The organism is Deltaproteobacteria bacterium (genome assembly GCA_016875395.1).
Classification (GTDB): Bacteria; Myxococcota_A; UBA9160; order UBA9160; family UBA6930; genus VGRF01.
In genome coordinates this window covers 102,991-121,594 of record VGRF01000006.1, presented here as the reverse complement: position 1 = coordinate 121,594, position 18,604 = coordinate 102,991, and the positions used below count along the sequence as shown (strand labels likewise).

At 70.7% G+C, this 18,604-nt stretch carries 17 protein-coding genes; 9 read left to right on the top strand and 8 right to left on the bottom strand.

Annotation, left to right across the window (positions count from 1 at the left end):
- From FJ091_07200 to FJ091_07185, 4 genes are all read left to right on the top strand, one after another.
- On the top strand, positions 1-357 hold the full coding sequence (locus FJ091_07200; protein ID MBM4383144.1) for a hypothetical protein: 357 nt from the start codon (positions 1-3) through the stop codon (positions 355-357).
- A gap of 13 nt (positions 358-370) precedes the next feature.
- Positions 371-619: a hypothetical protein gene (locus FJ091_07195; protein ID MBM4383143.1), complete on the top strand. Its 249-nt coding sequence runs from the start codon at positions 371-373 to the stop codon at positions 617-619.
- Positions 620-712: 93 nt separating this feature from the next.
- Positions 713-937 carry a type II toxin-antitoxin system HicB family antitoxin gene (locus FJ091_07190; GenBank protein ID MBM4383142.1) on the top strand — a complete coding sequence of 75 codons (225 nt, stop codon included), beginning with the start codon at positions 713-715 and terminating at the stop codon, positions 935-937.
- Positions 934-1,137 carry a type II toxin-antitoxin system HicA family toxin gene (locus FJ091_07185; protein ID MBM4383141.1) on the top strand — a complete coding sequence of 68 codons (204 nt, stop codon included), beginning with the start codon at positions 934-936 and terminating at the stop codon, positions 1,135-1,137. Before FJ091_07190 ends, FJ091_07185 begins: the two co-directional genes overlap by 4 nt.
- A 10-nt stretch (positions 1,138-1,147) precedes the next feature.
- Here FJ091_07185 and FJ091_07180 read toward each other — a convergent pair whose 3' ends face one another.
- The 3 genes from FJ091_07180 to FJ091_07170 form a co-directional block, all read right to left on the bottom strand.
- Positions 1,148-1,930 carry a PAC2 family protein gene (locus FJ091_07180; GenBank protein MBM4383140.1) on the bottom strand — a complete coding sequence of 261 codons (783 nt, stop codon included), beginning with the start codon at positions 1,928-1,930 and terminating at the stop codon, positions 1,148-1,150.
- A 99-nt stretch (positions 1,931-2,029) separates the two neighbouring features.
- Positions 2,030-2,728, bottom strand: coding sequence for a response regulator transcription factor (locus FJ091_07175; protein ID MBM4383139.1), 699 nt, complete (start codon positions 2,726-2,728; stop codon positions 2,030-2,032).
- The gene (locus FJ091_07170; GenBank protein ID MBM4383138.1) at positions 2,729-3,688 is read right to left on the bottom strand and encodes a HAMP domain-containing histidine kinase; all 960 of its coding nucleotides are present in this window, start codon (positions 3,686-3,688) and stop codon (positions 2,729-2,731) included. It abuts the gene before it with no gap.
- A 103-nt stretch (positions 3,689-3,791) separates the two neighbouring features.
- On the opposite strand from FJ091_07170, the gene FJ091_07165 reads away from it, so the two are divergent.
- The gene (locus FJ091_07165; GenBank protein ID MBM4383137.1) at positions 3,792-4,625 is read left to right on the top strand and encodes a DUF1329 domain-containing protein; all 834 of its coding nucleotides are present in this window, start codon (positions 3,792-3,794) and stop codon (positions 4,623-4,625) included.
- On the top strand, positions 4,583-5,224 hold the full coding sequence (locus FJ091_07160; protein MBM4383136.1) for a DUF1329 domain-containing protein: 642 nt from the start codon (positions 4,583-4,585) through the stop codon (positions 5,222-5,224). Before FJ091_07165 ends, FJ091_07160 begins: the two co-directional genes overlap by 43 nt.
- A gap of 9 nt (positions 5,225-5,233) precedes the next feature.
- On the opposite strand, the gene FJ091_07155 is transcribed toward FJ091_07160, so the two are convergent.
- The 4 genes from FJ091_07155 to FJ091_07140 form a co-directional block, all read right to left on the bottom strand.
- Positions 5,234-6,064 (bottom strand): hypothetical protein, encoded by an 831-nt coding sequence (locus tag FJ091_07155; GenBank protein MBM4383135.1) that lies wholly within the window; start codon positions 6,062-6,064, stop codon positions 5,234-5,236.
- A gap of 12 nt (positions 6,065-6,076) precedes the next feature.
- On the bottom strand, positions 6,077-8,518 hold the full coding sequence (locus FJ091_07150) for a hypothetical protein (GenBank protein MBM4383134.1): 2,442 nt from the start codon (positions 8,516-8,518) through the stop codon (positions 6,077-6,079).
- An 81-nt stretch (positions 8,519-8,599) separates the two neighbouring features.
- Entirely contained in the window at positions 8,600-10,183 is a 1,584-nt protein-coding gene (locus FJ091_07145) for a hypothetical protein (GenBank protein MBM4383133.1), read from the bottom strand.
- 91 nt (positions 10,184-10,274) lie between these two features.
- On the bottom strand, positions 10,275-13,199 hold the full coding sequence (locus FJ091_07140; GenBank protein MBM4383132.1) for a topoisomerase C-terminal repeat-containing protein: 2,925 nt from the start codon (positions 13,197-13,199) through the stop codon (positions 10,275-10,277).
- A gap of 274 nt (positions 13,200-13,473) precedes the next feature.
- Between FJ091_07140 and FJ091_07135 the strand changes: the two genes are divergently transcribed.
- Complete coding sequence (locus tag FJ091_07135; protein ID MBM4383131.1) at positions 13,474-14,253, top strand: nucleoside phosphorylase; 780 nt, start codon at positions 13,474-13,476, stop codon at positions 14,251-14,253.
- Between the two features lie 368 nt (positions 14,254-14,621).
- A complete protein-coding gene (locus FJ091_07130) occupies positions 14,622-15,140 on the top strand; it encodes a GNAT family N-acetyltransferase (GenBank protein MBM4383130.1) in 519 nt (172 codons plus the stop codon).
- A gap of 10 nt (positions 15,141-15,150) precedes the next feature.
- Here the strand turns inward: FJ091_07130 and FJ091_07125 are convergent, their stop codons facing one another.
- Positions 15,151-18,294, bottom strand: coding sequence for a sigma 54-interacting transcriptional regulator (locus FJ091_07125; protein ID MBM4383129.1), 3,144 nt, complete (start codon positions 18,292-18,294; stop codon positions 15,151-15,153).
- On the opposite strand from FJ091_07125, the gene FJ091_07120 reads away from it, so the two are divergent.
- Positions 18,293-18,535, top strand: coding sequence for a hypothetical protein (locus tag FJ091_07120; protein MBM4383128.1), 243 nt, complete (start codon positions 18,293-18,295; stop codon positions 18,533-18,535). The two genes, FJ091_07125 and FJ091_07120, sit on opposite strands and share 2 nt — an antisense overlap.
- Positions 18,536-18,604: the final 69 nt, after the last annotated feature.

Genomic DNA, 18,604 nt, shown 5'->3' with positions numbered 1-18,604 from the left:
GTGAGCGACGCGCCCGCCTTTCGCGGCGGCAAGAACCTCGCGCTGAAGGTGCCCGCGCATCAGTTCGCGGCGACCGTCGAGGCGTACCGCGCACTCGGCATCCCCGTGCTCTCGGAAGCCGCTCGTGCGGTCGTGTTCCAGTGGGGGACGAGCTTCCTGCACGTCGCGCCGGACAACCTGAGCCAAGCCGAGCTGTGGCTCGAGCTGATCGTGCCCGACGCGGACGCCGCCGCGGAGCAGCTCGCGAAGACGCCTTTCGTGCGCTGCGATGCGATCGAGCCGCTGCGCCCCGGCTTCCCCGGCTTCTGGGTCACGAGCCCAGCCTCGATCATCCACCTCGTCACCGAGAACGAGTGACCGCGGAGACTCCATGCCCGTCGATCCGAACCTCGTCGCAATCCTGATCTGCCCCGAGACGCGCCAGCCCGTCGCTCAGGCGAGCGCCGCGCAGCTCGCCGCCATCAACAACTCGATTCGCGCTAAGAACGCGTACAACCGCTCCGGTGCGCGCGTGGAGAAGGAGCTGACCGAGGCGCTGATCCGCGCAGATGGGCGCGTGCTGTACCCGGTGGAGGAAGGGATTCCGGTGATGCTGGTGGAGGAATCGATCGCGGTGTGAGGCGCGCGTTGTGACGTTCTGACGAACTTTGACGATCTTCGGCGGACCGGGCGGCTGCAGCGGCAGCTAGCTTCGGTAGTGCGGGAGGCAACCATGGACCTCGGATTCACAGCGGTGTTCAAGAAAGTGCCGGAGGGCTACATCGCGTTCGTCGAGGAGCTTCCTGGCGCGAACACTCAGGGCGCAACGCTCTCCGAGGCGCGCGAAAATCTCCGCGAGGCCGTGCAACTCGTGCTCGAAGCGAATCGCGAGCTGGCGCGCGAGGAAGCGAGCGATGGCGAGGTCATTCGCGAGCCACTCAAGATCGCGATCGGGTGAAGCGGCGCGATCTCATCGCCCACCTCGAGGCGCACGGCTGCGCGCTCCTTCGTGAGAGTGGGCGACACTCGATCTACGCAAATCGCGCCGTGCGGAAGTCGTCGTCAGTTCCACGGCATCGCGAGATCAACGAGCACCTCGCCCGCAAGATCTGTCGCGACCTCGAAGTCCCGGATCCCGCGATCGAGAAGCAGCCGTAACACGATCGCTCTACTGCGCAAACCCGCGCTTCTTCAGCTCGCGTACGTACTCCGCGAGCTGCGGATCCTGCGACACCAACTCCGAGGTCTTGCCCTCGTACTCGGCGGCTTCGCGCTCGAGCGGCGTGCGGTCGATCGGGAGGTCGAGGTAGCGCGCGGCCTGCTGCACGAGCGCGAGCGTGCCGCGCGCGTTGGGCGTGAGCGGGATGTAGTGCGGCAGGCCGGCCCAGAAGCTCACCGTCTCGAAGCCGGCTTCGGGGTAGACGCTCCCTAACACCCCGACGATTCCGGTCGGGCCTTCGTAGTTGCTCGCGCGCAGGCCGAGCTCGTCCATGCGCTCGGGCGGCCACGCGAAGCCGGTGACGTGCACGGGCAGCGAGTAGACGACGTCGGCGAGGAACGCGCCGAGGATCACGACACGCGAGACGCGGAGGCGCTTCGCGAGGCGCGTGAGCTGCTCGCACCACGCGCGCCAGTGCAGGTTCGGCTCGGGGCCGACGCCGATCACGAGCTCGGTGCGGCCGGGAATCACCGCGTACTGGAAGGCGAAGCGCGGCCAGGTGATGCGCCGCATGCCGTCCTCGCTCTGGCGCACGACGGGGCGCTGCACGGTGAAGTCGTAGTAGTGCTCGCCGTCGAGCTCGCCGAGCGGCGCGGCGCCGAGCGCGTCGGCGATGAAGCGCGCCGCGTTCGAGGCGGCCTCGCCCGCGTCGTTCCAGCCCTCGAACGCGAGCAGCAGCGCGGGCGCTTCGAGTGCGGGCTCGACGTCGAAGCGGATCTCGGGGGAGGACATGGGCGCAGCATTGCAGATGCGAGCGCGCGGCGCGCGGCTCGGGAGAATCGGAAGATCGGGTCAGACGCCGTCTTCCGATTCCTCGCGACGGTCGCTGCCTCAGCGCACGAAGCGATACCCGTGTCCGCGCACGCTCTCGATGTGCTTCGGGTTCGCGGGGTCGGCCTCGACGTAGCGGCGCAGGCGCACGATGAAGCTGTCGACGACGCGCGTGCGCGTATCGGGCCTGAGGCCCCACACCGACTCGAGCAGCTCGCCGCGCGTGACCGGCTCGCCCTCGTGCACGATCAGCTCGCGCAGCAGCGCTGCCTCGCGCGGCGTGAGCTGGATCGTGCCGCTCGGCGTCGCGAGCTCGAGGCGATCGAGGCGCGCGACGACGTTGCCGAACGCGACTTCGCGCAGGCCCTGCGGCTCGTCCGCAGCGTTGTCCCACTTGCGGCGTCGCAGCAGCGCGCGCAGGCGCACGAGCAGCTCGCCCAAGCGGAACGGCTTCGTGAGGTAATCGTCCGCGCCTTCCTCGATGCCGCGCACGATGTCGCCGCTCTCGTCCTTCGCGGTGAGGATGAGGATCGGCACGAAGTTGCCCGACGCGCGCGTGCGCCGCGCGATCTCGAAGCCGCTCATGTGCGGCAGCATCACGTCGAGGATGACCGCGTCGGGCGCGGGCTCTCGCGTCAGGCGCGCAGCGGCCTCCGCGCCGTCGCCGATCACCTCGACCTCGTGGCCCTCGGCTTCGAGGTTGAACGCGAGGCCCTCGGCGAGGTGCGCCTCGTCCTCCACCACGAGGATGCGCGCCACCTAATGACTCCCGGCAGGCGATGCGGCCGGGGCGGCCTGCGTTTCGCTCGCGACGCCCGGCGCCGCGCGCAGCGTGACGGTGAAGCGGCTGCCGCGCCCCACGCCTTCGCTGCGCGCCTCGACGCGGCCGCCGTTGCGGCGCACGAGGCTGTTCACGATGAAGAGCCCGAGGCCGAGGCCCGCGGCGTCGCGCCCGACCTGGTAGAAGCGCCCGAAGATCTTGCGCAGCTCGCGCGGCTCGATGCCGATGCCGCGGTCCGCGATCTCCGCGCGCACGCGGCCGTCCGGCGTCTCCTCGAGCGCGACGCGAATCTCGAGGGGCGGCTGCGAGTACTTCACCGCGTTCTCGAGCAGGTTGCGGAACACGACGCCGAGCTCGGCTGCGTCACCGAGAGCGGTCAGCGGGCGCTTGCGCGCGATCGCGATCGCGTCCTCGGGCAGCCCGTGCGCGCGCTGCACGTCGCCCGCGGCTTCGCGCAAAATCGCGGTGAGGTCGACCGGATCCGCGGGCCGCACGCGCACTTTCTCTTCGCTGCGCGCCGCCGCGAGCACGTGCATGACGGTGCGCTCGAGCCGCGCCACGTCTTCCTGCATGCGCGCGAGGAAGGCGCGCTGCTTCTCGGGCGCGAGCTCGCGGCGCTGCAGCGTGTCGAGATAGAGCTGGAGCGAGGCGATCGGCGTCTTCAGCTCGTGCGTGACGGCATCGATGAACGCCTGCTGGCGCTGCCCGGAGCGAATCTCGCGCACGAGCCAGATGCAGAGCAGCAGCAGGCCCACGAAGATCGTCAGGGCCACGAGGGAGCCGAGCACGATCGCCGCCCAGTGCGCGCCCGTGAGCCCGGCCGCCGCGGGCCGCCAGCCGCGCACCACCACCACCTGCCACGCGATGCCGAGCGCGAGCGCGAGCACCATCAGCGTGATGCCGAGCGCGAGGGGGTAGGTGATGGAGCGGCGGCGCATGTGGGCTCCGGATGCGAACGAGCGTAACGGGTTGCGGAGTCGACCGAGGCACTGGCACCGCCACACCGCGGCGCTGCCCTGGCACGCCTCATATGCTCGCGCGATGCGTCCGGCCGCGTTCGCAAGCGTCCTGCTCGTGTTCGGTTTGCGCGCACTCGCGACCGAGCTCCCACCCGAGGGCCGCTGCCCGGGCGCTAGGGCGGCAGGCGCGAGCGCCGAGGTCGATGCGACGCACGCGCCGCTGCGCAGCGGCGACGTGATCGAGCACGCCGCGCTCCTGCGCGTTCGCGACCTGCTGCCGCCCGAGATCTGGCGCCACCGCGACGCGTTCTTCTTCGACGGGATGCGCCTCACGATCGGCGCGTGTCACCGGCGCTATGCGGCGTCGGCCGCGTTCGAGGAGGCAACGCGCGCGAACGCGGGGAACGCACGGCTCGACGCCGACGCGAACCTCCCGGCGCACGCCGCCGGCCTCCCCTTCCCGCCCGCCTCGATCGACGCCGGTGCGCCAGATGCCGGCGCGCGCTGGGAGTGGAACCTCGAGCGCCGCTATCGCGGGGCCGGTCCGCGCGGCTCGTTTCGCCTGCTCGATCTCGCCGATGCCCGCGCGCTCGCGAGCCGCACGACGGCGCAGCTCTTCTCGGGCGAGTTCTTCTTCGCGCAGACCGCGCGCCGCGCAGATCTCGCGAACGGTCGGGATCGCGCTGGGCGCAATGCCGACTGGGTCGCCGGCGGCGCGTTCCGCGAGCCGGGCGACGCGCGCGACCTCGCGTGGCGCCAGTACCGCGCGCGCGAATCCGCAACCGACTCGCGCCGCGCAGACGACGTGTCGTGTATCTGCCCGATCTGCGAAAGATGCGCCGCGCGGCGAGCGCGCGCGGCGATGGAATGTTCGTGCCGCGCTACCGCGCCGCGGGCCAGGGCAACGCGCGCGTGATCCCGTACGGGCAAGGCGCGCGCATGGGCACCATCGAGGCGGGCCACGCCGGCGCGCTCGCGGCGGCGGAGGACATTGCGCGCGGCTTCACGGCGTTCGCGCTGCGCGCCAACGCGTGGACGTGGCGCGTCGTCGCGGAGCGCGAGGTGCTCGCACCCCTGAACGCGCGCAGCGAAGGCTGGCCGCTCGCGGAGAGGAATTACGGTCCGAGCGGGCTCGCGCTCGCGGACGATACCTGGGACGTGCGCTGGGCCGTGGTGATCGAGGGCCGCGCGCACGAGGCGAACGTGCCGCTCCCGCGCGTGACTCATTGGGTCGATGCGCAGACTGCGCAGCCCCTGTTCGTGATGCGCCGCGACGCGAGCGGCGCGCTGCGCGAAATCGGCGTGCTCGCGCACCGCTACAGCGGCGACGTCGCGCGCTACCCCGCGTTCCCGAGCGGCGACGCCGCGAACGTGTTCGATCCCGTCGCCGAGGCGTTCCTCGTGCTCCCGAGCGGCGGCTGGCGGCGCGAAAGCTGGGACGTGCGCTCGACACCGCTCGAGGCGAACGAGCTTCGCGCGCTGATCTCGACCGACTCGCTCTCGCGCGGGCAGTGACGACTCGACTCAGAACGCGTATCGAAGCTTGACGTAGACGTTGTCGAGATCCCGCGCGGGCGAGAGGCCGTTCTCCACGTAGGTGAAGTCCGTGAGCACGTCGTCGTCGTTCGCCGAGAAGTCGCTCACGCCGCGCAGGCGCCGCGTCCAGCCGCCGGTGAAGGCGCCGGCACCGAACGTGATCGACGTGGCGTCCGTGAAGCGCCACTGCGCCTCGGGCAGGAACGCGCCCGAGTGCGAGCGGAAATCCCACACGACGTTCGCAGTGAGCAACAAGCGGTCCTGGAAGTAACCGGTGTTCGCGCTCGCGAGCAGCAGGAACGTCCACGGACCGTCGGCGGTCATGCCGCGCTCGTAGCCGGCGACGTAGCTGACGAAGAGCTGCGCGCTGAGGAAGAACGTGCGGTGCTGGTTGAGGCGCCGGAAGAACGTGGGGCGCTCGCCGGAGATGGTGAGGTTGAAGGTGTCGACGCCCGAAAGGCCGTCGAACGAGTTGTTATTGGCCCAGCGCAGTCCCTCTTGCCAGGTGAGCTCGATGCCCCAGCTCGTGCCCGTCAGATCCTCCGCGAAATCGGTGGAGAAGCCGAGCACGTTGCGTTTGCGGTAGGCGAGCTCCGCGGAGCCGAGGCCGCCCCACACGAACTGGCGCCGCCCGTACACGCCGTTCCCGCCGGCGCGGCGCTGGCTGCGCGTCACGCGCGTCAGCGACGCGAAGCCGTCGACGAGCTTGCAGAACTGCGGCTGCGCGAAGGAGCAGCGCCCCGTCGCGAACGCGCGCAGCGGATCGCACTTCGAGAGGTCGCTCGTGTCCACCTCGCAGCCGAGCGCGGTCGCGAGCATCAGCAGGTTCCACTAGAGCGCCGCGGTCTCGCTGCGGAACGCTTGCCCCGTGAACGGGTGCAGCGCGACGGTCGCGCCATCGACCGTCACGTCGTAGCCCGGCATCCCCGCTCCGAGGCAGCCGGGCAGCACGAACACTTGCCCGCCCTCGAAGCGCGTGCACAACGCTCCGCCCAGGAAGCCGAGCGTGCCGGGCTGCGCGACCGACGCATCGGTGGTGTTCCAGTGCGGATTCGCCGCGGTGCCCTCGATCCACGGGAACGCTTGGAAGAGCGCGCTCGCCTCGGCGTTTAGGAGATCGATGCCGTGCAGGTCGCACTGCGTCTGGAAGAACGCGCCGCACCCTAACAATGCCTGCTGCGGCGCCGTGAGATTCGGCTGCAGCGCGTCCCCGAACCAGAGCGCGCCCTGGATCGCGCCCGTGCCGGGCGGCAACGGCGACGCGATCCCGCCGTCGCTCGGATCCGCGCTCAGGTCGACGAGCGGCGTCGGGATGTTCGCGAACCCGGCGCGGCGGATGTTCGGGTTGACCGCGAGCAGCTGCGCTTGAAACGAGGCCTGCGCGATCGGGTCGGAAGCGACGAGGCCGTTGAACGCATCCACGCCTGCGTCCGAGCCCGCGAGGATGTTGTTCCAGAGCGCGACGTACGTGGGCGGCCCGCCGACCGCGTTCGTAGGCCGCGCCGTGCTGTTCCAGAAGCTCACGCCGCACGCCGCGGGCTCGACCTGCGCGAGCGCGCCGACGCTGCTGGCGCAGATCAACGCGAACAGCTGCTGATTCGCGGGATGCTCTTCGAGCGCGTTCACGGGTGTGAGGCACGCGGGCTCGACGCCGGTGATGCAGTCGCCACGCTCGTTCGCGCGTCGCGGCCTGCCCGTGCGCGGGTAGACGTTGCGCGAGTACTCGAACAGGATGCGCGGATACGGCGTGTCCTCGTAGCCGTAATAATCGCTGAGCGAGAACGTGAAGCGGTCCCAACGAAACTCGACGCGCGCGCCGACCTCGAGCCCCGCTGCGTCGTTCCAGGGGTTGGGCGGACGCACCTCGCCCGCGACGCCCGCGCCGGTCAGCCCGTGCTGCCAGAGCCCGAGGCCCTTGTCGCACGCGGGGCGCGGCGTGAACGGCTCGCCGCAAACGCCGAGATCCTGCGGCTCGAACTTGTCGAAGATCGCGGCGAGCTCGAGCCGCACGTCTTGCAGCGGGCCCACGTCGTAGAACGAATAGATGCCGCGCAGCGCGAAGACGGGAATGCGCGACTCCTCGAGCGACGTGAGCGGACCGAGCGCGACATCGGTGGGGTTCCACTGATCCTGATTGCGGAACAGCTCCGTCTTCCCCCACACGATCGTCTGCTTGCCCACGCGAAACCAAAGCCGCCGCTGCGCGGTCTCGAAGTCGAGATAGAGCTCGCGCAGCTCCTTCAGCAGCTGCTGATTCGCGCCGTGGTTCCACTGCAGCTCGCCCACGGTGAAGTACTGATCGCTCGAATCGAAGCGCTCGCGGCGGACGGCGTCGCGCACGGCAGCGTTGGGGAGAAACAAGCCCTGCGACTCCCACTCCTCGGCGTCGTCGCCCACGCGGCGCTCGGGCGCGGGGCGAAGCGGCAGCGCGTAGGCGCCGGCGTTCCCTAACAACGGGTGCAGCTCGCCCGCATCGAACGGGTTCGCGCGATCGCGCAGGCGCCCGATCGGGTTGAAGTCGCACGTGTAGTTGAACAGCAGCTCGCGGTTGCCGTAGCCGCGCGTGCTGTCCTCCTTCAACGCGCGCGAACCGCTGCGGCAGCTGCGCTCGCGCGCGAACACGTAGTAGCCGACGTCGTCGCCGGGATTCGCGAACGAGCCGCGCACGCCGTCTGCACCGACGCTCGCCGCGAACATCTCCACGAGCGAAGGCCCGAACAGCACCGAGGTCGCGCGCCGCTGTCCGCTCGGCAATTCGGCGTTGCGCGTGCCGTCCGGCCCTAACAACGCGCCGTCGAGGCGCGTCTCGTCGTCGAAGTAGTAGGCGCGCCGGTCGACCGTGTGCTGCGAGCCCGCGTCGCCTTCGCGGCGCCCGTGCTGCAGACGCGCCGGCAGCTTGCGCGGCCTCCGCCCGAAGGCGTTCGCGCTCCGAAACAGCCCGCAGCCGCGCGAGTACACGCAGTCGAACTTCACCTCCGCGCGCGCAAACGCCGTGACCGACGTAAACGGCCCGACGCCTCGCGGCGCGAGGCGCGCGTCGATCTCGAGATTCAGCACGTGCTGCCAGCCGTACAGATCCCACGCGTCGCTCGTGCCGAAGTCCTCCCAGCCGAACATCACGCGCATCTCGTAGAAGCCGTGCACTTCGACGCGCTCGCGCCAGCGCGAGGGCGCCTCTGCGCCGGGAGCCGGGGGCTCGTCAGCGAATGCGACTTGCGCGAACGCGAGCGGGAGCAGCGTGGCGAGAGCAGCTCTCCAGCTCGCGTGCAGCACCGCGTTCTCCGCGCTGAGTGCGGGGCACGCTATGCGCGCGAAAGCGCAATTGCAGCGCTAGGGGGCTTGCGGGGCACTCGCTCAGAGACCGAGCCGCGCGGTCGCCTTAGTGCCGGGCTTGAGGTTGCGGTCGACGAGATCTTGGATCGAGCTCGTCTCCTCGATTTGTTTTAGGCCGTAGTCGGTGAACGTCTCCTTGCCCCAGATCGCCTTCGAGAGCAGCGGATTGCTGAAGATCTGGGTGAACGCGTCGTAGGCGACCATGCGCGTGAGCAGCTCGCCGAAGAGGGCTGGCTTCTTGCGCTTCTCGGCAAAGATCCCGACCAGGTACTCCACGTCATCGACGCTCGCGTAGCACTCCTGCAGCGCACTTCTCTCTGCAGGGTCCGCGGTGAGGTCGTCGAAGCTCTCGATGCGTGAGAGCCCGAACCGATCGCGATACGCGTTGTAGGGCTGGAGCCGGAACGCTCGGCCCATCAACACCGCGTTCAGCTCGGCGGGCTGCAAGAACCCCGGGGAGTTGAAGAGCCCGATACGGCCGGCGGGAGCCTTAGAGGCCGCATCGATCACCGCCGAGAGGCCGCGCTGCTCGATCAGCGCGTTGTTGTTGCGGTATGCCCAGTGGTCGAGCACGTCCCCGCCGACGGCGATCGTGTCCGGCATCAGCCCGTGCCAGCGGTAGAGCAGATCGAACTCGGCCGCGATCCAGTTGGGCCGATACCACGCCTTGTCTTCGCCGAGGCCGGGTTCGAGTCGAAAGAGCTTCCCGCCCAGAATGTGGTTGATGTAGTCCTCGACGACGAGCTTCATCAACAACACGATGTTGATCATGCGAGCGGTTTGAAACAGCCGTTCATCGTCCCATGTGGGGTGCTTCGTCGCGAGCGCCGCGCACAAGCGATTGTGCTCGCGCAGGAAGATCGTGCTGATGGCCGCGTAGCCGATCGAAGAGTTGCCTCGCTCGAGGCCGCTGGCGTAGAGGAATTGCCTGCGCGCCTGCGGGTCCGGAAAACCCTTCAGGAACGCATTCACCGTGGCGTCGTTGACGATCGTCGAGAACTCCGGCTTCACCACCCACTCGCCCGCCGCGTTCTGCGCGCAGAGCTTCACGGGGAGCTCTTCACCGGTGGCGGAGTCGCTCCGCAGGCGGCCGCCCCTGTGCTCGCGAAGCACGTGCGTGGCGTCGGTCGTGAGCCCGTAGATCTGACACAGATCGATGTCGTGGTTCGAGGTGTTGCGGCGCCGGTCGTGCGAGTCGAAACGCAGAATGCTGTCGGTGAACCACTGCGCGAAGAAAGCGAAAAGCGCGCTCGAGCGGTCGGGTTTCATCTGCCCGGAACGCGAGAAGAGCGCGGCGACTTTGCCAGCGTCCTGCAAGCGCCCCTGATAACTCGGCTCTGCGGGCCGCAGGTGCCGCCCCGAAAACCGGCGATCGACGAGGCTCGGCCACGAGGTGTAGTCGGAGACGTACCCAGGCGGCTTCGGCGCGGAGGGGTTGTCGAGGTCGGTGGGCTTCCAGTTCTCGTGCGGCGCCACGTGTGACCACATGCTGAACGGGCGCGGACGTGGCGGCGTGGTCGTCGCGTAGTCGTTGATCACCCAGCGGCTGACCGTTCCGCCGAGGCCGAGCTTGTTCGCGGCCTTGAGTAGTCCGAGCTTCGACATCGCCTCTCCTCGCGTTTCACGAGGAAGTACTCCTTGCGCGGAGCCGGCGATGTGAAGTGCTTCACCGCGGAGCCGAACACGGGGCGTGCGTCTACTCCGCGGCGGGCGCCACCTTCTTCGCCCCGCTCTTCCTCGCCCACGGCTTCGCGCGCTTCGCCGCCGCCCCCTTGCGCGGGCTCGCGCTCTTTTTCTTCGCGCGCACGACGCGCGTGGTGCCCGGGTCGAAGCTCTTCGCGCCGCGCCGGGCCTTCGGCTTCGCGGCGAGCGTGTCGCCTGCAGCCGCCGCGTCCGTCGTAGCCTCCGCACCCGCGCCGGCTGCGCCCTTCGCGCGCCCGCGCTTCGGCTTCGCCGGCTTGGCGGGCTCAGCTGTTACGGCGTCCGCTCCGGCTTCCGCGCCCTCGCCTTCCGGCTTCGGCCCTTGCTTCCCGCGCGGCGGGAACTCGAAGCCGTGGCGGCCCGTGTCCTTCAGCACGAGCTGCGCGCTGAACGGGCGGCCGTGGCGCGAGGTGAAGTCGGTGAGCAGCTCGGTCTTGCCCTCGCGCAAGTACGTCAGCGCTTCGTCGCGCGTGATCTCGCGCTTGCACACCGTGCGCGGAAACACGAACAGCGCGTGGTCGGGCTTCTCGGGCTTCTCCGGCGGCGGCTGGCCCGCCTCGCGCGCGGCGCGCTTGGCGGCGCGGAAGGCGGCCTGCGCCTCGGCGTCGGCCACCCAGCTCGTGCACGCGAAGTGCGTGGGCGTCTCGATCACCTGACACTCTTCGCCGCCGAACGGGCACTTTGCGAGCGGCTCGGTGTTCACTTCGTACTCGGGCGTCTCGCTCGCGGCCTCTTCGTTCCAGCCCGCGGGCTGCACCTGCACGCGCCACTCGTCGTGATCGACCTCGAGGCTCGCGCGGTAGGTGCGGCCGCTGCGCGCAGTGAAGCCGTCGAGCACGCCCGTCTTGCCCTCGCGCAGCAGCGCGGCGATGGAGCGGCGATCGATGTAGCGACCTGACGTGTCCTTCCAGAAGCGCATCGTGCAGTCCGCCTGGCCCTCGGGCAGCGGATCGACGGGCTTGCAGCGGTAGAACCACGCCATCTCGATCACGGGCCGCCCGCACGACGGGCACGGCCCGAGCTCGGCTTCCTTCGCGTAGAGGTCTTCGTACTGGAAGCCCTTGGTGCGGTCGACGATCTCGCTCGTGTACTCGCGCATCTCGTCGAGGAAGTCCTTCGCGGTGCGGCGCCCGTGCTCCACCTCGCGCAGGTGCTGCTCGATCTCCCCCGTGAGGGCGGCGCTCGCAAGGCGCGTCTCGTCGATGCGGCGCAGCGTGTCGATCAGGCGAATGCCCTTCACGGTGGGCCGCAGGCTCTTGCCCTGGCGCAGCGCGTAGCCCTTGCCGATCAGGTTCTCGATGATCTCGGCGCGCGTCGCCGGCGTGCCGATGCCCTTCTCGTGCATCACCGCGGCGAGGTTCTCGTCGTCGAGATCCTGGCCCGCGTTCTCCATCAGCGAGAGCAGGCGGCCCTCGCTGATGCGCGCGGGCGGCTTCGTCTCTTCTTCCTGCGACAGCACTTCCTGCGTGCGCACCGAGACGTCGCTCGCTTCGTCGCGGCCGGGCGCGAGGCGCGGCAGCGCGCCCGAGCCCTCTTCCTCGTCGCCCGCCGGCAGCACCGCGCGCCAGCCCGGCTCCATCAGCGCGCGCGCACGCGTGCGGAAGCTCTCGCTCGCGAGCACCGTCGTGCGCTCCACGCGCTCCCACAGCGCCGGGCCGTGGAAGGCGCCGAGGAAGCGGCGCGCGACGAGGTCGTAGAGGCGGCGCGCGTCGCCGCGCATGTCGGCGCGCGGCAGCACGCCGGTGGGCACGATCGCGAAGTGGTCCGAGACGCCGGCGTCGTCGAACACGCGCTCGGTGTTGAGCAGGCCGTCCCGCAGCAAGCGCTGCGCGCCGGCGGCGTAGTCGGCGACGCCTTCACCGCGCGCGGCGGCGAGCTTCCCGAGCACCTCGTCGACCGTCGCGCGGTAGTCGTTCGGCAGGCAGCGCGAATCGGTGCGCGGGTAGGTGAGGACCTTGTACGCCTCGTAACAAGCCTGCGCGGCACCGAGCGTCCTGCGCGCGCTCCAGCCGAAGCGGCGGTTGCCCTCGCGCTGCAGGCTCGTGAGATCGAACAGCGGCGGCGCGCTCTCGCGCGAGGGCTTGCGCGTTTCGCCCGCGAGCGCCGTACCCGCGCGCGCGGCCGCCACGATCGCGTCGGCGCGCGCGCGATCGAAGATGCGGTCGTCTTTCTGCTCGCTGTCGTCGCCCTCGCGGAACGCAGGGTCGAACCACTGCGCGGTGTAGGTGTGATCCGCCGCCGCGAAGGTCGCCGTCACGCGCCAGAACGGGCGCGGTACGTGCGCGAGCACCTCGAACTCCTTGTCGACGAGCAGCGCGAGGGTCGGCGTCTGCACGCGGCCCGCCGACCACGCGCGCGTCTCCTTGCGGCTCTTCAGGCGCTTGGTGAGCGCGCGCGTCGCGTTCATGCCGATCAGCCAGTCCGAGTACGCGCGGCACTCGGCGGCCTGTGCGAGGCCCTCGAGCTGCTTGCCGGGCATCAGCTGCGCGAAGCCGCTGCGAATCGCATCCTGCGTCATCGACTGCAGCCAGAGCCGCTCGATCGGCTTGCGCGTCTCGAGGTAGCGCGCGATCTCGCGGAAGATCAGCTCGCCCTCGCGGCCGGCGTCGCAGGCGTTGATGAGGCGGTCCACGTCGTCGCGCTTCGCGAGCTTCTCGATCACGCGGATGCGGTCCGTCTGCCCCTTCTTCTTCTTGAGCTGGAACGTCTCGGGCAGGATCGGGAGCACGTCGAGCGTCCAGCGCTTGTACTTGTCGTCGATCTCTTCCGGCTCGAGCAGCTCGAACAAGTGCCCGACCGCGAAGGTCACGACGAAGCGATCGCTCTCCCAGTAGCCCTCGTGCTCGGTGAATCCGCCCAGCGCCGCCGTGATGTCGCGCGCGACGCTCGGCTTCTCCGTGATCACGAGTCCCTTGGCCACCGTTCCCCCCACCCGTCCGGCTTTCCGCCCCGCCCCCAGGGCTGGAGGCGGCTTCCTATCCTTAAGAGCCCGCCAGCAGGCGGCCCGATTTAGCCGTCGTGTTTTGGCGAGGCAAACCAAGCCCCCCGTTTCGGCCGCTCCGAGGCCCCTCCCGGTCGGGGCAAAACGGCCCGGACTTGAGCCGAAGTTGCCGGTCGAGTGCGTGCGGAAGCTCCCGGCGTTGCCGCGCGCCCTCCCCTGACAGACGCTGCGCGCCACTTCCGAGGAGCCGCCCGTGTCGAACGCCCAGCCCATCACCGGCCTCACGGCCGATCGCGTCGCGCCGCACGTGTTCGTGTGCGGCGACCCGGCGCGCGTCGAGAAGATCAGCGCGAGCTGGCGCGGCGTGCGCGAGACGTGCCGCGTCCGCGAGTACCGAGTTGTTACGGGGGAGCTCGATGGCGTGCCGCTGTGCGCGGCATCGACGGGCATCGGCGCGCCGAGCACGGCGGTGATCGTGGAGGAGCTGATCAAGCTCGGCGCTCACACGTTCATCCGCGTCGGCAACAGCGGCGGCCTCGCGCCCGATCTCGCGCTCGGCGATCTCGTGATCACGACGGGCGCCGTGCGCGACGACGGCACGAGCAAGGCGTACGTGATTCCCGAGTTCCCCGCGGTCGCCGACCACGCGACCGTGGGCGCGCTGCTGGCTGCGGCGAAGAAGCGCGGCGCACGGCATCGGGCTGGCGTCACCTGGTCGCTCGACGCGTTCTACATCCGCAACGCCACGCTCGCGGCGGGCGGCGGCATGAGCTCGATGAGCGTCGGCGGCTACTGGGCGCACGAGCACCGCCAGCGCATCGAGGACATGCGCGCGGCGGGCGTCGTGAACATGGAGATGGAGAGCGGCGTGCTGCTCACGCTCGCGACGCTGTTCGGCGTGCGCGCGGGCTGCATCTGCGTCGTGAGCGATCGCACGCCGTGGCCGGGGCCCGCGGAGATCGACCTCAACCGCAACATGGCGCAGTGCATCGAGGTGGCGACGGAGGCGATGTTGGCGGTGGCGCGGCGGTAGTTGTTACGGAGAGGCGACGGATCGCTTCGCTCCCGTCGCCGCGCTGGTTCGTGGGACCGGCTCCGCGCGGCGGGCGGGCCGCGGCGGCTCGTGCCTCCTCGGGGCCTTTGGGTGGAATCACTTCGGAGACGGGGCGCGCTTCGTCTGAAGGCGGGCGTTCTCTTGGGCCCCTCGTCCGGTCTTACCTCGCCGCCGCGGCCCGCCCGCCGCGCTCCGCCTGCTCGGCCTGCGTCTCCTGCGCGTTCGGTGCCGTGCTCGCGTGATCGAATGTGACGGAATTCGTGCGCGGGTCGGCGCGCCGTTGAGGCGCGCCTCCCGCGCTTCCCGGAGTCGGCGGCCCGTGAGCGTGCGGTCGTTAGCTTCGTGCGATGGAGATACGGACGGCGCGGTTGTTATTGCGGAGCTGGCGGCTCGGCGACGAAGAGGCGCTGGTGCGGAACATCAATCATCGCGCGGTGTGGCGGAACGTCGGCGACTCGATTCCGTTTCCGTACACGCGCGCGGCGGCGGACGCGTTTCTCGCGATGGCGCTGAAGGACGAGCGCTCCTGGCATCTCGCGATCGAGGCGAGCGGCGACGTGGTCGGCAGCATCGGGATGTATCGCTTCGACGGGCGGCAGCGGTACACGGGCACGATCGGGTACATGCTCGGGCCGCACGCCTGGGGGCGCGGCTACGCGAGCGAGGCGCTCGCGGCGCTGAGCGATGCCGCGTTCGCACAGACCGACGTCGCGCGGCTCGATGCGCACGTGTACGCGTGGAACCCGGCCTCCTGCCGCGTGCTCGAGAAGTGCGGCTTCGTGCGCGAGGGCGTGCTGCGCAAGTCCTCGTTCAAGGACGGCGAGCTCGTCGACGAATTCGTCTACGCGCGGCTGCGCGGCGCGTGAGCGAGCGCGCTCACAGCCCGTACTTCTTCAGCTTCGTCCAGAGCGTGCGCTCGCCGATCCCCAACAAGCGCGCCGCCTCGAGCTTGTTGTCGTGCGCAGCGGCGAGCGCGCGCAGGATCGCGCGGCGCTCGGTTTCGGAGACCACGGCGTCGAGCTCGAGCGTCGTGGGCTCGGCCTCGCTCGCGGCGCCAGACGGGCGCGGGAGCAGCTCGCGCACGAGCGCCTCGCCGAGCGCGCCGCGTTCCGCGAGAACGGCCGCGCGCTCCATCAGGTTGCGCAGCTCGCGCACGTTGCCGGGCCAGCGGTGCGCGCGCAGCGCGTCGGCTGCGGCGGGCTCGAGCGCGAGAGCGCCCTTGCCGAGCTCGCGCCCGAACTCGGCGAGGAAGCTCGCGGCGAGCGCGGGCACGTCGCTCGCGCGCTCGCGCAGTGGCGGCAGCTCGATGCGCAGCACGTTGAGGCGGTAGTAGAGGTCCTCGCGGAAGGCGCCCGACTTGATCGCGGCTTCGAGGTCGCGGTTGGTGCTGGAGACGACTCTCACGTCGACGCGCACGCGGCGGTTGCTGCCGACCGGCTCGACCACGCCCTCCTGCAGCGCGCGCAACAACTTCGCCTGCAGGCGCAGGTCCATGTCGCCGATCTCGTCCAGGAAGAGCGTGCCGCCGTCGGCCGCGGCGAACTTGCCCTCGCGATCCGCCGTGGCTCCCGTGAACGCGCCGCGCACGTGGCCGAACAGCTCGCTCTCGAGCAGCTCGCCCGGAATCGCGGCGCAGTTGAGCGGCACGAACAGCTTGTCCGCGCGCGGGCTGCGGCGATGAATCGCGCGCGCCACGAGCTCTTTGCCGGTGCCAGTTTCGCCGGTGATCAGCACCGCGCTCTTCGCGGGCGCGAACTTGTCGATGTGCTCGAACACGCGCTGCATCGCGGGCGCCGCGCCGAGCAGCTCTTCGAAGCCGGGCGCGCGCGCGGCCTGCTCGCGCAGGAAGCGGTGCTCGACGCGCGTGCGCGAGTGCTCGAGCGAGCGCTGGATAAAGAGCTCGAGCGCGTCGACGTCGAACGGCTTCGCCAGAAAATCGACGGCGCCGAGCTTCATCGCCTCGACGGCAGCTTCGACGTTGCCGTAGGCGGTGAGCACGATGACGGGCACCTGCGTGTCGAGCGTGCGCAGCCGGCGCATGAAGCCGAGGCCGTCGAGGCCAGGCATGCGCAGGTCGGTGAGCACCAGCGCCGCCGACTCTTCCGCGAGCGCAGCGAGCGCGCTCTCCGCCTCCTCGAACGCGGCCGAGGCGAGGCCGAGGCGCTCGACGAGAATCTGCAGCACGCGCCGCGTGCGGCGGTCGTCGTCGACGATGATCACGCGCTTCACGGCGTGGCCTCCGCGAGCGGGATCTCGACGCGTACGCGCGTCGCGCCCGGCGCCGAATCGAGCGCGATGCGCCCGCGGTGCTCGTGCACGACGCGCTTCACGAAGGTGAGGCCGAGTCCGACGCCGCCGGCGCGGCCCGTGACGAATGGCTGGAAGATGCGTTCGCGAATCGCGTCGGGAATGCCGGGACCGTCGTCGCGCACTTCGAAGCCTCCGTAACCCTCGCGCGCGGGCAGGATCGAGACTTCGATCGCGCCGCCTTCGCCGAGCGCTTGCACCGCGTTCACGAGCAGGTTCACCGCGGCCTGATGCAGCAGCTCCGGCGCGCGCGACGTGTGCTTCGTGAGCGGGCGCCTCGAACGCGAGCCTCACACCCTTCGCGCTCGCGGGCGCGCGCGCGAACTCCACCGCGCGCGCGAGAATCGGCGCGAGCGGGCCCGGCTCGAGCCGCAGCGTGCGGTCGGGCTTCAGCGTGAGCAGATCGTCCACCACGCCGCCGAGCCGGCCCACCTCGTCGCGAATCATCTGCGCGAGCTCGTGGGATTCTTCGCGCGCGTCCGCAGGCAGCGAGCGGTCCAGCAGCTGCACCGAGCTCTTGAGCACACCGAGCGAAGTGCGGATCTCGTGGGCGACACCCGCGGCGAGCTCGCCCACGAACGAGAACTTCTCGGCCTCGACGAGCTCGCTCTGCGCGCGCGTGAGATCGGCGGACATGCGGTTGAAGGAGTCCGCGAGCACGCCCAGCTCGTCGTCGCCGCGCACGAGCACGCTGTGCGCGCCTCCGCGCGCGAGGCCGCGGATCGCGCGCGTCAGCTCCGCGAGCGGCTGGGCGACGCGGCGCGATGCGAGCCAGGCGAGCGCGAGCGCGGCGAGCAGCAAGGCGCCGAGCGTCAGCGCCATGCGCCGCTGCAGACTCGTTACGGGCGCGAGCGCGTCTTCGCGCGACTGCATCACCACGATTCGCCACGGCGGGAGATCGCTCGCGAGCGCGGCGCGACCCGAGATCGTCTCGCTCTGCGCGAGCCAGCCCGGCGCCCCCGTGAGCTCCGCTGCGGCAGCAAGCTCGGCGCGCGCCGGCCCCGCGCGGTCCTGCATGCGCACGCCGCCGAGGACTTCTCCGCGCGCGTCGCACACGAGCACGTGCACTGCGATGCCCTGCTGCGCGAGATCGCGCTGCACCACGCGCGTCGCAGTTACCAGCGCGTCCCACGCGAACGCGCCCGCGAGCACGCCCAGCACCCGCGCCGGGTCGTCGGGATCGGGCAGCGGCGCAATCATCACGAGCTGCACACCCTCGGGTGCGCGCAGCGGCCCGAGCGTGCGCTCGCCGAGCGCGGCGTCGACGCCGAGCTCGCGCAGCCACGGCGGCGCCTCGCCGAGCGCGCGCGGCTCGCTCGCCGCGACGACGCGGCCGTGCGCGTCGAGGGCGTAGTAGCTGCGCGCTGCGCCCGCGCCCGCGCGCAAGGTCGCGAGCGCGAGCGAGACGCGTTTGTCGACGTCGCCGACGCGCAGGTCTCGCATCAAGTCCTGCCGCGCGAAGCTCGCGAGCGTCTGTCGCTCGCTGCGCAGGCGCGCCGCTAGCTGATCGGCCGTGTGCGCCGCCTCGCGCGCGAGGGCGCGGCCCACTTGCGCCTCGAGCGCGGCGCTGGCGTTGCGTGTCGCCAGCGCGCCGAGCAGAGTGCCGGGAATCACCACCAGGGCGAACGCGAACGCGAGCAGCTTGTTACGGAGCGGGAAGCGCGATACGGATTGCTCCGCTTCGCTCGGCTTCGCATCAGGCGGAAGCATCATGCCCGCACCCACGTCGGCGATCACGCGGCACGCTAGCAGCGGCGCAGGCGCGCTCCTGGCGAGCCTCGCGCTGGCGCTGCTCGCGGCGCTGCCCGCGCACGCTCAGGAGGCTGCGCCGGCAGCGGATGCGCAACAGCCGAGCCGCGCGCCCTATTCGTTCGCGCCGGTCGAGTACGAGCCCGCGCGCGGGCTGCGGTTCGGGAACAGCGGCCTCACGCTCGGGGCCTTCGGCACGTTCTAGATCGAACGCGAGGACGGCGAGCCCGCCGAGCTCGCGCTCGACGGCATCAACTTCCTCGTCGCCTACGAG